Below are 14,707 nucleotides of genomic sequence, written 5' to 3'. Positions count from 1 at the left end.
CCCATCACACGGGCACCACATGGCTGAACTCTTCATGATAAACGGCGCGCATATCGGTGCCGATCTCCTGCAACCGCGCGCGGATGGCGGTGACCATGGCGGGGGCACCGCAGAGATAGGCCTCGGCCCCGGCGGCAAAACCGGCGATTTCAGGATCCTCCAGCAGACGAACCGGATTCTGCGCCACGCCGTCAAAGCCTGGCGCGGCCCGGCTGCAGGCGAAAATCACCCGCAAAGGCAGCCGGGCGGCGAGATCCGAAAGCTGCGCGCGGCCATAGACATCGGCCTCTCGTGAAAAGCCCGCGATCAGGATCATCGGCGCCGCCGTCTCTGCCGTCAGCGAGGACAGCATAGAGAGGACCGGCGCCAGACCGGTGCCGCCGGTCACAAACAGCTTGGGGCGCGGGTTGCGGCGCAGATAGAAAATCCCGAAAGGGCCGCGCAGGCTGAAGGCAAGTTCGGGCCTGGCGCGGGTCTCCAGAAATTCGGCCATCGCGCCGCCGGGAAGGTCGCGGACATGGATCACCTGTTCGCCCTGGCCCTCCGGATTCGACATCGAGAAATGGCGCGGATCATCGATGCCCGGAAAGGTGAAATCGACATATTGGCCGGGCAGGAACGGCAGCGGGAACTGCATCCGGTATCGGATTTCCCAGACCCCGGCCGAGATGCGCGAGAAACTGTTGATCTTGGCGCGGCGCAGGCTCGCCGGCACCAGATCGGCGCGGTTATAGCTGAGCGCAAACTCCTGCCCCGGCGCGCAGGGCGTGACGCAAAGCGCGGTCTCGGCCCCGCCCGGACCGGTCGCGTGACAGGTGCCGCAGGTGCCGGCGCGGCAATTGCTTGCGAGTTTCACACCGGCTTTTTCGGCCGCCACCAACACAGAATCGCCCGGCAGCGGCAGGAATTCCACCGGCTCCCCATCGGCAAACGTGATCCTGATCGCATCCCCCGCCATCAGAAATCGTCCGAGACATAGCCGGTCGGCAGCCCGTCGATGCTGACCACATTATTGGCAAGCCGGTAGGCCTCGATCTCGTCATCCGATTTGGCGGCAGACCATTTCAGCAGCTCGTCGCGTTCGGTCGCGCCGCTCATATCCGGCACCGTCCAGCCGCAGGAGGTCATCACCTGCGCCACATTCAGCCGGTAGATCTGACGCCGCCCCGGCAGCACCGGGAACAAGGGCAGCAGAGTATCCCATTCGGGATGGTCGGGGCGGATCAGCTCGGCCTGGCCATAAAGGCGCAGCGTCACCGCCTCGCCGGTAAAGGCGCAGAACATCATCGTCATGCGGCCGTTTTCGGTGACATGCGCGGCGGTCTCGTTGCCGCTGCCGGTCAGGTCGAGATAGGCCACCGTTTTCGCATCCAGGATCCGCAAAGTGTCATGCCCTTTGGGCGAGACATTCACCCGCCCGTCCATCGGCGCCGTGGCGACGAAGAACATCGGCTGTTCCTTGATGAAAGCTTGGAATTTTTCGGGGATAGACGTCCAGCCGGTGCTCATTTTTGCTGTCCTCTCACCACATCATGTAACGGGCGATATCGGCGTCGGAGACCTTGCCCGCCGCCACATCGCTGATGGCCTGACCGACGATGGCCGCGCCCTCTTCGGCCTCGCCTGGCGTCAGGGTCAAAGGCGGCATGAATTCCAGCACATTGGCGCTGAGACCGACATAGGTGAAGGCCGCGCCCAGCTGCCAGCCGCGATAGATGATCTTCGCGGTGGTCGCCGCCGGAACCGGCGCGCGGGTTTCGCGGTCGCTCACAAGGTCGATGCCGATCGCAAGGCCGCGGCCCCGCACATCGCCGATGATCTCATGCTTTTCCGCCAGCGCGCGGAACCGCCCCGCAAGCTCGTCGCCCATCGCGGCAGACCGCGCCACCAGACCGTCAGCGGCGATGGTGTCAAGCACCGCATTCCCCGCCGCCGTCACCACCGGATTGCCTGCGGTGGTCAACAGGGCAAAAGCAGGCGCGTGGTCCATGATCTCCGCCGGGCCTATCACGGCCGAAAGCGGCAGCCCGCCACCCAGGCCCTTGCCGAAGATCACCAGATCCGGCTCCAGCCCTTCATGTTCAAAGCAATGCATCCGCCCGGTGCGGGCAAGGCCAACCTTGACCTCATCGACCACGACCCGGATCCCATGCGCGCGGCAGCGGTCCTGCACGGCTTTCAGAAATCCCGGCGGCGGGGTGATGATGCCGCCATCGGACATCATCGGCTCCAGAAACATGGCGGCGACCTGGTCCGGGGGGCAGGTGGTGGCGAATTGGAAATCCATCAGCTTCAGCACCTCGTCGGCGCTGAATTCGGGGCGGTAGGGGTCGGGGTAAGGCAGCAAAAGCACGCCGGGGCGCGGCAGGGTATGGGTCATCGCGGTATGGCCGGAGATCCCCATCGAGCCGGTGAGATTGCCGTGATAGGAGCCGACGAAAGAGATGAACCGCTTGCGCCCGGTCGCCGCTGTCAGCACGCGCAGCGCACAGTCATTGGCGTCGGAGCCGGAATGGCCGAACCAGACGCGGCGCTCTCCGGATCCGGGCGTGATCGCCAGCAGCTTTTCCGCCAGCGATACCGCGGGTTCATTGGGGTAAAGCAGCAGGCTCGCCCCCGCCATATCTCCCGCAGCCTTTGCCACTGCCGCCGCCACCGCCGGATGGCTGTAGCCGAGGATCGCCGCCCCGGCCGAGCCGGAGAGATCAAGCAGCTCGCGCCCGCCCTCTTCGATCAGCCGATTGCCACGCCCGCCGATCAGGCTCAGCGGTGAAAACCGGAGCCTGCCGATTTCGGCAATCACCCTTGCGTCGCGTGCGTTGAGGCTCCCGGTCATGACCGTGCCTCCGCTGCCAGCGCCGGGATAACGGCGGCGAGGCGGTCGGCCCATTCCTCGGCCCCGGCAGAGGTCGCAATCAGATCATTGCGCAGCTCTACCAGCAGCGCCGGAATGCCGCGCTGATCGCCATGGACCGGGATCGCGTAATCGCTGTCGGTCTCGATCTGATAGGGTTCATTGGTGCCGACACACAGCGCCGGATCGGCGGCCAGCTGTGCGACCATCGCCTCGCCCGCGCGCGCGGCCTCGCCATAGAGAATGCCGATATGCCAGGGCCGCGTCACGCCTTTATAGACCGGCGTGAAGCTGTGGATCGAGATCAGCAGCGTGGGACGGCCGGTGGCCTGGCGCTGGTTCAGAACCCCCGCGATACGGGCATGGAACGGCGTGAAGATCCGGGCGATGCGGCGGGTTCGTTCGGCCATATCCAGTGCAACATTGCCGGGGATCACGGTGCTTTCCGAAAGCTCCGGGAACGCGCTCATCGCCGCATGCGGTCGGTTGAGGTCAATCAGCAGCCGCGAGTAATGCGCCACAAACAAGGGCGCATCGAGCCGGGCCGAGAGGCGGCGCGCCACATCCTCGGCGCCGATATCCCAGGCGATATGGCGGGTCAGATCCGGCTCTTCGAGGCCAAGCCCCTGATATTCCGCCGGCATATGGTTCGAGGCATGTTCGCAGATCAGGACCACATCCGACGCGCCTTCGGGGTTGATCAGCGAGACCGGCTCTGGCCAGTCCTGCGAGACAGGCCAGTCATAAGCGGCGGTATGAAAACCCGGGGCGGCGGTCATCAGATCACCCTCGCCCAGGTTTCGCAGATCTCTTTCGGATCGGTCGCGGCGAATTTCGCCACCTCGTCGCGCTTGAGCCCCAGATAGGTCGCAAGGAATTCCGGCGCGAACCAGCCGCAGACGGTCTTGTCTTCCTCCAGCGCCTCCAGCGCCTCGGGGAGGGTCTGCGGCAGGCGGTACAGCCCCAGCGCCTCACGTTCGCGGGGCGTCAGCAGCTCCGGGTCACCAGTGAACAAGGGCGGCGTCGGCAGGCCGGCGCGGATGCCTTCCAGCCCCGCGCGGATAATCGCGGCAAAGGCAAGATAGGGGTTCGCACAGGCATCGGCGGCGCGGTATTCGACGTTGAACTGGCGGCCCGGGTCTTTGCCGCCGATCGTCACGGTCGGGCAGATCCTGAGGCTGGCCTCGCGGTCTTTGTCGCCGAGCCAGGTCCAGGCCGCCGACCAGTGATGCGGCTGAAGACGATAATAAGACGGCACCGAAGGCGCGGTCAGCGCGGTCAGCGCCCGCATATGGCGTAGAATACCGGCGCAAAACGCGCCCGCAACCTTTGAGAGCCGCCCCGGCGCGTCGGCATCATAGGCCGCCGCACCACCATCCGGCGCGGTGAAACTGAAATGGATATGCACCCCGTTGCCGACCCCATCGGGCGAGACCTTGGGCGCGAAGCTTGCCTTCCAGCCCAGGGCCTCGGCCATCTCGCGGGTGATTTCGCGCAAGGCCACGGCACGGTCGGCGGCGGTCAGCGCGTCCGCCGGGCCATTTGCCAACTCGAACTGATCCTCGCCATATTCGGCGATGATCACCTCGGGCTCGATCCCGGCCTCTTCCAGCGCCTGCACCAGGTTGGTGGCAAAGGGCTCGGTGCGGCGCAGCGCGCTGAGCCCGAAGGAATGCGCCGGCGGCAGATCGGGGGCATCAAGGTGAAACTCATGCTCAAACGCCCCGGTGACGGTCAGCCCGGTCTCGCGGGTGAAATCCGCCACTGCCTCGCGCAGCATCGTACGCGAACAGCAGGACCAGGCTTCGCCCTCAAGCGTGGTGATATCCGACATCACCACATCAAATGGCGTGGCGCGGCCCGTCAGATGCGTGGTGTAGCGCGCTGCCATATCCGGGATCAGCCGCAGATCGCCCGAAGACCCCCAGGGGCTTTCGCCGACAATCGCGTTGAACGGGCCGAGCGAGATATTGGCGTTCACCCAGCCCACGCCGGTCTGGCTGGTCTTTTCCAGCCGCGCGGCGGTGACGAAACGGCCCCGGGTGATCGAAGAGAAATCGGTGGTGACAAGGCCGACCAGCGACTGGCCTTTCGGGCGTTCGTTCATGCTTGCCGCCCCATTTCTTCGAGGCGGGCCACAACGGTCGCGGTATCGGTAAGCCAGCAATAGCCGCCAAAGGCGTTCAGCGCATTTTGTTGCCGTTCGGGCGTGATGGTGGCGCAGGCATCCGCGACACAGGTCACCAGATAGCCGCGATCGGCGGCATCGCGCACCGTCATATCGACACATTGATCGGTCAGGCAGCCGGAGACGATCAGCTGCCGGATCCCGAGGTTTTTCAGCACATAGTCGATATTGGTCGAGTTAAAGACCCCGGACGAGGTTTTCGGCAGCATGATCTCATCGCCCAGCGGCGCCAGATTGGCCGGGGGCAGGCCCTCGGGCAGGCTCGGGGGGACATGAATCGGCGTCAGCTTATGGTCAAGCGAGCGGTCGCGGCCATCCTCGGTCAGGCTCTGGATGATGGTGTGCAGCACCTCGGCACCATTGCCCCGCGCGGCTTTCAGCAGGCGCTCGGTGTTCGGGATCGCGATTTCGCGCGTGGTTTTGTAGAAATGGTGATCCGGCCCGCGCTCGGGGTGATGCGGGTCAAGCCCCGGCTCCAGCCAGATGCGCTGCATATCGACGATCAGGAGAGCGGTCTCGCCTTTGCGAAACGGGGCATCGCGGGCGGGCAGGCGGTCAGCGGTCATAGGGAACGGTCCTCGGGCAGGGGTGATCCGGTTCCGGCCGCGCCGGAACTCTGGTTGAGGGTGATCTGGCGGCGGTCGCGAAGCTCTTCGATCCGCTCCATCCGGCTGGCGGCGCCTTCGCCCATGATGTCGAGCATCCGGGTCACGATGGCCTCGACCTGGGCGAGCGCCGGCACCAGGGTGTCAAAGGGCGAATTCACCTCGGTCTGGCTGACAAGGGCGACATCGGCGCTATCCTCCAGTGGCGAAAGCCATTGATCGGTAAAGAGAATCAGTCGCGCGCCGGCCGCCACGCCATCGCGCACGAAAGACATCACGTCGAGCTGATAGCGGCGGTAATCAAAGGCAACGATCACGTCATTGCGGCCAATATCGGCAAGAAGGTCAAATTCCTGCGCCGAAAGCGGTGGCAGCGCGACAACGCCCGGGCGCAGATGCGCGAGGTAACCCGCGAGGATCAGCGCGATATTGCGGCTGAAGCGGCCACCGATGACATGGATGCGGCCCTTCGTTTCGGCCAGCATGCGGCAGGCGCGCTCGAAACTCTGCGCCGGGGTGCCCTCGCCGCTTCGGCTCAGCGCGAAGGCGGCAGAAGAGATATAGTCCGAAAAGGCATCGCCCCGCTCGCTCTGGCCGCGCCGCGATTCCAGCATCTGCAAGGGCGAATGCAGTCGCGCCTCGATCTCGGCCAGCACGGCGGCCTGAAAGGCGGCAAAGCTATCATAGCCCAGTTTCGCGACCAGCCGCACCACGGTCGGATCGCTGACCCCGCTTTTGCGCGCCAGTCCCGAGACCGTGCCAAGCGCCGCCGCCGGGAACTCCGCGAGGATCTGGCGGACGATCTTTTCCTCGGAGGGCGTCAGCCCGAGATCACCGCGCAAAAGCAGGTCCCTGACAGCCATGACTCGCGCCCTTTCGCAGTGAATTCGCGATCAGCCTGCTGTGTGACGCCGGGCTTGTCTACAGAAATTTCTTCATTTTTTACCATAATTGTAAAAAATGTTGAAAAATACACATACCGATATGACAACAAGGGATGCCCCTGAAACGACTTTTCCGCGACCGGCTGAGAACGCGGCTTCGCGTTCATGAGCGCCTGCCACATCTCCGCCGGATCGCGTCAGGGCCGCTCCGGTATCTGATCCAAATCACGCCCTGAACACCAGCAGCCGCAACCCGTCCTCGACAAGGCTGCCGATCTGTTGCGCCACCCGCAAATGCGGCGGCGACAGCGGCGGATTGTGGATGCCCTCTGCCACCACCATTGCGGGGATAAGCGTGGAAAGGTCGAATTCTGGCATGTCGTCCACATCCGTGAAAAGGCCGGTCGAAGGGGGATGCATCAAGGTCTTTGCCCCCTTCGGAATCGCATATCGGGATGCCGCTCCGGACGGTTTGTTACAAACCGATCAGGGCTGCGCCGAAGATTGATCCCCAAGTCGCAGCCCTTGTTAAGACCATGATCGGAGAGACCCCATCGTTCGGCTGCCGCATGGTGGCGCCGCTGCCGGGCTTCAAAAGGAACACGATGCGGCGGCCTGAGCGATGGTCGTCGGATCAGGGACAGTTCAGGGCTTCGATCCAACCGAAGCGCTGGCCGCTTCGTCGGGACTACTATCCCCGGATCGTTTCCTGGGTCTCCCCCGGCGAAAGCGCCCGGTTCATACGAGCACGCGCAGTCGGCATGCGCCCCCGCATCCAGGAGATGCCATCCATCGCCATGGCGCCAAACGCGCGCTGCACCACCTACATCTGCCGGATCCGGGAGGGCAGGGAGGGATGAGCTTCGCGTGTCTTCGTCGTCGATTGTCACATAAACAAACTTCGCGGCTGGCACCTGTCACGCACCGCAACGGCAACAACCGCCTTCCGCGCCATGGAACTTTTAGCGATCAGCCGCTTCGGCACGCCTGGACGCGTTTGCCACGCGTTCCTGCCGCGAGCCGCAAATGGCGTTGGCAACCAGGCCTGAACTGGTGTCGCCCTCGCCGGCTCACTCCTCACCAGGTCGACTATACTGCCCTGGTCCAAAGCAACTGCCTCCGGCAGGAGGTCATCACGGTGCATCGCCCGCATACCAGAATGGAATGATGGAACGGGTCATCCGAATGCTGAAGGAGAAATGCGTTCATCGCCGCCGCGTTGAGAGTAGCCAGCTTGCTGCCCGCGCCATCGGCGACTGGATCCTGTTCCACAAAACCCGACACCCGTATCAGCCACTTGCCATGTGCAGGCCAGAAGAGCAATTCAGATCAGAAGCTTAATCTGAGCGGATGCCGCTGGGATCGATAGACCTGCCACCTCCTCCGCGATCCGCCTGCCCGCCGCGGACCCGTCCGAGGTCAGGACCAAACCGAAGCGCGATCCTGGCCAGGCCAGAACTCGGTTTCTATTTTGCGGTGCCGCGACGTGCTGCCAGCAACATAAGGGCATTCTGTGCCGGGGAGTTGCTCATGGTTGTCAGAGAATCCCGCACGATGTAGTTTCTGACCAGCTTCTCCATCTTTGCACTTTCGCTGAACTGGCGCACCGTCGGGGCGCCAAACTGGCTTTGCGCCCTGGATTTCAGCACACGAAGCTGTTGGTCAATGTCAAGATTGCTAAACCCGCTCGGCAGTCCGAAGGATTTTTCAAAGACCTGCCGCAATGGCTTGTTTCCCATGATGGTAAACCATTTCGTATCCTCGCTTGCCGGGGAGGCCGCCAGTTTCCCGATCTCTCTTTCCGCGTTCAAAGCGAACCGGAAAGAGTCATTTTGCTCTCCGACTGCCGCCTCGAACTGACGCGCGTAATATTGATCAAGCAGAGCATCAGCGAACCCCTCGCCAAGGGTCTTTGGCAGCTGAGTTCCATCCAGACCAAAGCTTGCCGCAAACGCCCGGTAGCTTTTATCCGCAAGTCGATTGGAGAGATCTTCTGGGGAATCGACTCCATCTGACAGGACTTTTTTTACGAAAGCCTTCGCATTTATGTCCTGTTCCAGGCCAAACGCACTCAACGCGACCTTTAGCAACCTGCGATCAGATACAAGGTCCTCGGCCGAGGTCACGGTCCCGATTTTATCGCGAAAATACTGCGCGTCTCGCTGATTTACCGGCGCCTGCTGAAAAGCTTTCTCTTGCGCCGGCATTGTTCGCTTCAGCAAAAGCCAGCCGCCATAGCCACTAGCAGGGAGGACTGGCTGAAAACTCATCTCAGTTTCCTCCCGCTGCCATAAGGCGTGTCTCGCGGGGAAGAAGGCCGCGAAGCGCCTTAAGAACCTGATAATGCTGATCCTCCAGGACAGCCTGGCTGGCAAGCGTCAGCAGGCGACGACTGTCGGGATCCGTCAGAACCTGGCTGAGCTGTTCAATCCCGCGCAGCAGTTGCGACCTGGTATCGCCCGGGGCGGCATCACCGGAAAGGACCAGCTGGGCGATATAGCAAACCCGCCGCACCGGCGTATTGGCTTCATCCGGATGCAGAGCATCGCGCAGCCGGAGAATATTCGCATTGGGCGTCATAACCGCAAGCCGTGACCGCTTGTCGCCGTTTTCGATCACCGCACCATTGATCAGGACCCTTTCATGCGGGCCGAGTTTCAGAACCAGCCCCGTCATGTGGCCGCTCCTTCGCCACGCAATCCTTTCAGGACCGCCTTGTTGATTTCGATGAGAACGCCGGCATCGGCGGTTTTCTGGCGAATCTTCCGGCTATGGTCTGCAGTGAAGCGATAAAGGTAGAACAACCGCGCACGAAGCGCTTCAGGCAGCCCATTTCCGGGTTCCGCTACATCGGCTGCGAGTGTCGACCACAGTTTTTCGTTGTGGAAAACCGCCTCGAGAAATCCGCTGCGATCTTCGTTGCGCCGCTGATCTGCGGCGACAAGACGTTGCGTGATCCGTGCGATAACCTCGTATTCGGCCATGCGCGGGGTGCGAATTGGCGCTGTCGGTTGCGCATAGGCAAGGCTGGAGCTGAGAGTCATTCTGACATGTTCCGTAGCTGAGATAGTTTAAAAAGCTGGCCGGAGCCCGGAGGCCCCGGCCTCGGGCCTTAACGGAACAGGGACAGCAGATTCTGTGGCTGCTGGTTGGCGATGGAAAGCGCCTGGATGCCCAGCTGTTGCTGGACCTGAAGCGCCTGGAGGCGGGCCGAAGCTTCCTCCATATCGGCGTCGACAAGCGTACCGATACCCGCCGTCATTGCATCGGTCAGAGATGACACAAAGCTGGTCTGGGTATCGATCCGGCCCTGAGCCGAGCCGAATTCGGCAGCGGCATCAATGGCCTTGTTGATCATGGTTTCGATATTGGTCAGCGCGGAGCGCGCGCCGGCGACGGTGGTAACGTCGATAGCATCGAGCCCGAAGAGGCCCCCCGAAGCCTTGCCATTGACAGTGCCGGAGCTGGCCGCAATTGCGCGGGTGGTATCGGAGGAGTTGTCAATATTGAGCTGCCATGCGCCGGTCGAACTCTGGGTGACCCTGGTGGACAGTCCGGGCACATTGCCGGCGTCGATGGAGATTTTCAGGCCGCGCACCACATCCTCAGTGGTTTCGCCTTTGCCGGCGATATAGCTGTAAGCCACGCCTCCGACACTGAGCGTATAGCCGTCGCCATCCTTGACCGCATTGCCGCCGAAGACATAGGTTTCGGCACGTTGGGCAATCGTGGCAACCGAACCGGTGACCGTACCCTGACCCGCGGTCGGAATGGTCGGGGCCGCAAAACCGGCGACATGTTCGACGGTGACCTGTTCGAAAGCCCGGCTCGACTGGATATCAACGTTAGCAGTGCCGTTCAGAACCGCCGTCACCCCGTCGAGGCCAAGCTTGTTGACCTCGCTGATCATGCGGGTTGCCGATTCTGCCGCCGTCATCGCAACACCACTGTCATTGGTGAAGGTGACGGTTTGACCGTTGATCTTCAGCGTTGCAGAGGCCCCGATCGCCAGGGCAGCACCGGCCAGCCGCGCCGCATTCGCGCCATTCGTGATGCTGGTCACCGCAGCCCCGGCCATATCGACCGGCGCTGTGATGTTTCCGGTGATCACCGCAACACCTGCGAGGATCTGGGGCGAGCCGGTAGCAACGCCCAAAGTCCCGTTGCCCGCGCTGAGATCCTGACGCGCAACCGTGATGTCCGACGTGGTGACACCAGAATCCGAGCGGTCCAGCGAGGCAAGGAATTTCACATCATCGGTGCCGGAGACGAGGTTCAGCCCGCTGAACTGCGCGCCGCTGACGATGCCGGCGATCTGATTGCGCAATGCGTCGATATCGGTCTGAAGCTTTTCGCGCGGCACATTCTCGCTTTGCGCCGAAACGATCTTTTCTTTCATATTGTTGAGCAGGCCCTGGATCTTCTCAGATGCCTCGCGCGCGACCGAGAGCGAAGAGGAGCCAAGCGCGAGGCTGTCGGAAATCCCCTTGAACCCTTTGACGTCGGATTCCATCACCTTCGAGATCGACCAGACAGCAGCGTTATCCCGCGCGGTGGCGACAGTCTTGCCGGTGGAAATCTCCGACTGGACCTTGTTCATATTGCCGTTGATGGTTTTGAGGGTCTGCAGCGCGACCATTGCGCTGGAATTCGTCAGAATGGACGACATTTTGTTTTCCTCTGGCTGCCCTGGGTGCTTTGCACGGGGGCGAAAGCGCCGCCCTTGCAGGCGGCAATTCCGGCGTTCTGGCCGCTGCCGGGGATCAACCCTCAGCGCCATCCCCACATCGGGATGCAGGTACAGCTTTGCAGTTCATCCCTGCCAATTTGTTAATGCGACAGGTCAGTTTTGCCACGAAAATAAGCGGATTTTACGAGATTGCTTCCGATCATCCCCGATGCCGCCGGGTTTCGGACCGGCCCGCTTTTCCTGGTGAAATTCAAAGCCGCCTCGCTTTACCCGGTTCGTCAGCCTGCACAGCGCCGCGCTGACCGTGGGAATCATAGGTGGAAAACGATGCCCGACGGTTCAGCCGGCCTTTTGCCGCCGCGATCCCCCGCGCTGCGGCCTCGAAAAGCGCCGTATTCGCCGCGGCCATCTCTCGGATGAGATCCAGCGATTCGGGATCTGCGCCAGGCAGGGCCGCCAGGGCCGCCCCGGTGTGCCGGGCCAGCTCATCAAGTGTTGCGAAATCACCTTCCAGCAGGGCGCGACGTGTCTGCTCCAGCAGATCAATCAGGGTCTCAGAGCTCATTCACATCTCCTCCCATCGCCCGAAACAGCGTTTCAGCGAGACCGATTCCCCCGCGCGCCACCATCAGTTTCGCCTGTTCGGCGCGCAGAAAAGACCCGAACTGCTCTTCGCCGATCCCTCCGCCAAAACTCCCGGAGGTCGTGCCAAGCCCGCTTTGCGCAAGCATCTCCGTCAGGAAAACCGCCTCCATCTCCTGCGCTTTCTCCATCAGGAGATGCGGATCGGGCGCCCGATTCATCGCCGGTATATGGGCCGGCCGGATCTGGATTTCTGTCATCAGATCGAGTCCTTTTATGTTGAATTTTTCGACTTTGGCGCGATGTCGGTAAACATCCGGTAACCCGATGCTGGCAAAAACGACGGGACTCAGAAGAGATTCCCGCATATGCAGAATGTTCAGATCAGCCTGCCACTTCTCCGCCTGCCAATCTCTGCCGGCGTAAGCCTGGCGGGGACGAAACCGGGCCCCGGTGCCGGTGATCCGCCAGCGGCGGATCTGTTCTCGCTCGACCTTGTCTCTGATGGTACAGACGCGCCGCCGCAGGTCTCCGCGCCAACGGTCGCGCTTTCGGAAGAAGCGCCTGAGGGTCCCGATCTGGCCGACAGCGAAGAGACTTGTGACCTGCCCCTCGCCACAGGCGGGCATGAGGCGGATCAGACGAAGCGGAATAGCGGCTTCGCCTTCGCGCTCACACCGCAATTTAGCCTGGCCCATTCCGGCAGTGATCCTGAAGCCGAAGAGTTGCCGCCGGACGACAAGCCGGCTCCGGCGCCGCCGCATCCGACCGAGACGAAGCAGGCTGCAGTATGTGATTTCGCGCGGGTCGGAGGTCTCGCAACACCCGCACCCATATCCCTGCCGGATGAGCCTGGACCGCGGGCCATCTTCGCGGCGGCGACGAACGCTTCCGGTAAGTTACCCGAACCGATCTCGCCCGCAGTGCCAAATGGGCCTGACGGGCAGGTTAACGGCGCCGGCAACCTTCCATTGGCGCAGCGCGGTCAGAGCCTTTTGCAACCCGCAAATCCTTCTCCCGACGTGACCTCTGAAGCAAGTCCTGAAAGCGAGGCGCAGCCCCGCATTCCGGATCGGGCCGCCGCGGCGCCGGCCCCCTTCCCGATCGAACCATTCAGACCTGCCAATAGTTTCCCCGAGCGGCGCCTCGCACCGGGTGATCCCCAGGCAATCGCGATACCACCATCTGCCCGCATGCCCCGTGCTGAAAGCTCGCGGGCCTTGCCCGAGCAGCGATATCCGCCGCCACTGCCGGGGTCAGAGCCTGGTCGTCAGGCCTTGTCTCCGCTTGGTCCAAACGTGAACACAGAGGAACCCCCTCCCCGGATCGGGCCTGAACCTGCCCATCTCGCAGCCTCACAACAGTCGCAAATTGCGGGGACCGCAACCGGCGGCATACCCTTCACCTCCCTGACCGGTCAGTTCCGCCCCGCAGATGCAGCAGATACGCCACTGCAGGGCGGTTCCGAGCCGTCCCCGCCAGTGGTGCAGCCGGACAACCTCGCCCCATCGCGGGGCACCAGGCCAGAAGCGCCACCTCGTGTCATGCCGGTCAAAGCCGTTGCAGCGCGATCTGCGGTTCCCGGGCGCCAAGCCGGGCCGGCTGAACCGGATGGTCCCGAATACGTCAGAAACGCCGCAAATACTGGAAAAATTTCGGGTCAACCGGCGGCATCCGCCCTGGCCAGAACCCGGATCAACCCCCTCCCCGTTGAAGTTCCGCTGCCCGCCGGCACAAGCCAGTTCGACCCTGACACGGCGCCGCCCGGCGCGCATCATATGCCCACGGGACGCGAGATTTCGCCGCATCATATGGCACCGGCCACACGCCCCGAAATGCCGGCACAGGTACCGGCGCAGATCAGTCAGGCCGTCATAAGTGCCAGCGGTCCGGTGACCGAGCTGCGGCTTTCGCCGGAAGAGCTCGGGACGGTCCGGATCGAAGTGAAAACCGAACGCGAAAAGGTGACGGTCACCTTGCTGGCTGAACGTCCCGAGACGCTGGATCTCCTCCGCCGCCATGCGGATCGCCTGGTGGCGGAATTCAGGGCAGCCGGGTTCAGCGAGATGAACCTGGGCTTCGGGAACCTTTCCGCCGGTGATCAGGGCGGCCCACAACCCGGCCCGGAAACCCCAGTCCGGGAGGTGTCCGAGGCGGCAATTCCAGCCGCGACCCCCATTTCGGCGCCGGATACAAGGTCCGGTCCGCAAGCTTCACTTTATCTCAGATTGTAGGAGAAAACATGCAGGTCAATGCGGTGAATTCCGCCTACGGAGCCTCTCAGGCGTCGTCTGAAACTTCGGCCCTCTCGTCGGATTTCACGACATTCCTGAAGATGCTCACCGTTCAGATGCAAAACCAGGACCCGATGAACCCGATGGAATCCACGGATTTCGCGGTCCAGCTCGCGACTTTTTCCGGCGTGGAACAACAGGTGCGCACCAATCAGCTGCTCAGCGCAATGTCGGGTGAGTTTGCGCTGATGGGGATGGCACAGCTGGCGGGCTGGGTCGGCCAGGAGGCGAGGGCCGCGGCAGATGTCGTCTGGTTCTCTGGCAACCCGGTGACACTCTCACCCAATCCGGCCTCGACGGCGGATCAGGTTGTGCTGGTTGTACATGACTCAGATGGCAATCTGGTGTCGCGCGAGGAATTGCCCGTTGCGGCCGAGCCCTATCAGTGGCTTGGGGGCGATGCAGCCGGCAACCGGCTACCGGATGGCCGCTATATCCTGACGCTTGAAAGCTGGCGGGAGGGATCGCTGCTTGCCGAAGAGTCTGTCGAATATTATGGCCGCGTCGTGGAGGCCAGGGGCGGAGCCAATGGGACGGTTCTGGTTTTCGAAGGCGGGATCGAGGTCCCCTCCGGTTCGGTCACCGCTTTGCGCCTTGCCCGGAACTGACC

Annotated in this window: 16 protein-coding genes; 2 read left to right on the top strand and 14 right to left on the bottom strand. The window is 62.8% G+C overall.

Annotated features, from left to right (window positions below):
* Positions 1-4: 4 nt before the first annotated feature.
* The 14 genes from JC607_RS02315 to JC607_RS02250 form a co-directional block, all read right to left on the bottom strand.
* Entirely contained in the window at positions 5-958 is a 954-nt protein-coding gene (locus JC607_RS02315) for a 2Fe-2S iron-sulfur cluster-binding protein (protein ID WP_198835330.1), read from the bottom strand.
* Positions 958-1,509: a pyridoxamine 5'-phosphate oxidase family protein gene (locus JC607_RS02310; protein ID WP_198835329.1), complete on the bottom strand. Its 552-nt coding sequence runs from the start codon at positions 1,507-1,509 to the stop codon at positions 958-960. The genes JC607_RS02315 and JC607_RS02310 overlap by 1 nt, the downstream gene beginning before the upstream one ends.
* A gap of 13 nt (positions 1,510-1,522) precedes the next feature.
* Entirely contained in the window at positions 1,523-2,836 is a 1,314-nt protein-coding gene (locus JC607_RS02305) for an aspartate aminotransferase family protein (RefSeq protein ID WP_198835328.1), read from the bottom strand.
* Complete coding sequence (locus JC607_RS02300) at positions 2,833-3,633, bottom strand: N-formylglutamate amidohydrolase (RefSeq protein ID WP_198835327.1); 801 nt, start codon at positions 3,631-3,633, stop codon at positions 2,833-2,835. Before JC607_RS02300 ends, JC607_RS02305 begins: the two co-directional genes overlap by 4 nt.
* Positions 3,633-4,961 (bottom strand): glutamine synthetase family protein, encoded by a 1,329-nt coding sequence (locus tag JC607_RS02295; protein WP_198835326.1) that lies wholly within the window; start codon positions 4,959-4,961, stop codon positions 3,633-3,635. The genes JC607_RS02300 and JC607_RS02295 overlap by 1 nt, the downstream gene beginning before the upstream one ends.
* On the bottom strand, positions 4,958-5,608 hold the full coding sequence (locus JC607_RS02290; protein ID WP_198835325.1) for a cysteine hydrolase family protein: 651 nt from the start codon (positions 5,606-5,608) through the stop codon (positions 4,958-4,960). The genes JC607_RS02295 and JC607_RS02290 overlap by 4 nt, the downstream gene beginning before the upstream one ends.
* Complete coding sequence (locus tag JC607_RS02285) at positions 5,605-6,510, bottom strand: MurR/RpiR family transcriptional regulator (RefSeq protein WP_198835324.1); 906 nt, start codon at positions 6,508-6,510, stop codon at positions 5,605-5,607. The genes JC607_RS02290 and JC607_RS02285 overlap by 4 nt, the downstream gene beginning before the upstream one ends.
* Before the next feature lie 246 nt (positions 6,511-6,756).
* On the bottom strand, positions 6,757-6,909 hold the full coding sequence (locus JC607_RS02280; protein ID WP_198835323.1) for a hypothetical protein: 153 nt from the start codon (positions 6,907-6,909) through the stop codon (positions 6,757-6,759).
* 1,088 nt (positions 6,910-7,997) lie between these two features.
* Positions 7,998-8,801, bottom strand: coding sequence for a DUF1217 domain-containing protein (locus JC607_RS02275; protein WP_198835322.1), 804 nt, complete (start codon positions 8,799-8,801; stop codon positions 7,998-8,000).
* Position 8,802: 1 nt separating this feature from the next.
* Positions 8,803-9,207 (bottom strand): flagellar biosynthesis repressor FlbT, encoded by a 405-nt coding sequence (flbT, locus tag JC607_RS02270; RefSeq protein ID WP_198835321.1) that lies wholly within the window; start codon positions 9,205-9,207, stop codon positions 8,803-8,805.
* A complete protein-coding gene (gene flaF / locus JC607_RS02265; protein ID WP_198835320.1) occupies positions 9,204-9,575 on the bottom strand; it encodes a flagellar biosynthesis regulator FlaF in 372 nt (123 codons plus the stop codon). The genes flbT and flaF overlap by 4 nt, the downstream gene beginning before the upstream one ends.
* A 68-nt stretch (positions 9,576-9,643) precedes the next feature.
* A complete protein-coding gene (locus tag JC607_RS02260; protein ID WP_198835319.1) occupies positions 9,644-11,200 on the bottom strand; it encodes a flagellin in 1,557 nt (518 codons plus the stop codon).
* 271 nt (positions 11,201-11,471) lie between these two features.
* Positions 11,472-11,786, bottom strand: coding sequence for a hypothetical protein (locus JC607_RS02255; protein ID WP_198835318.1), 315 nt, complete (start codon positions 11,784-11,786; stop codon positions 11,472-11,474).
* Positions 11,776-12,024, bottom strand: coding sequence for a rod-binding protein (locus JC607_RS02250; protein WP_233092572.1), 249 nt, complete (start codon positions 12,022-12,024; stop codon positions 11,776-11,778). The genes JC607_RS02255 and JC607_RS02250 overlap by 11 nt, the downstream gene beginning before the upstream one ends.
* 1,557 nt (positions 12,025-13,581) lie before the next feature.
* Here JC607_RS02250 and JC607_RS02245 point away from each other — a divergent pair.
* Together JC607_RS02245 and JC607_RS02240 are read left to right on the top strand one after the other, a co-directional pair.
* Complete coding sequence (locus JC607_RS02245) at positions 13,582-14,037, top strand: flagellar hook-length control protein FliK (protein WP_198835317.1); 456 nt, start codon at positions 13,582-13,584, stop codon at positions 14,035-14,037.
* A gap of 8 nt (positions 14,038-14,045) precedes the next feature.
* Positions 14,046-14,705: a flagellar hook capping FlgD N-terminal domain-containing protein gene (locus tag JC607_RS02240; protein ID WP_198835316.1), complete on the top strand. Its 660-nt coding sequence runs from the start codon at positions 14,046-14,048 to the stop codon at positions 14,703-14,705.
* The last annotated feature ends 2 nt before the right edge of the window (positions 14,706-14,707 follow it).

The organism is Paracoccus sp. IB05, assembly GCF_016405985.1.
Taxonomy (GTDB): domain Bacteria; phylum Pseudomonadota; class Alphaproteobacteria; order Rhodobacterales; family Rhodobacteraceae; genus Pseudogemmobacter.
The sequence above is the reverse complement of the archived record's forward strand: the minus strand, read 5'-3'. Positions and strand labels throughout refer to the sequence as shown.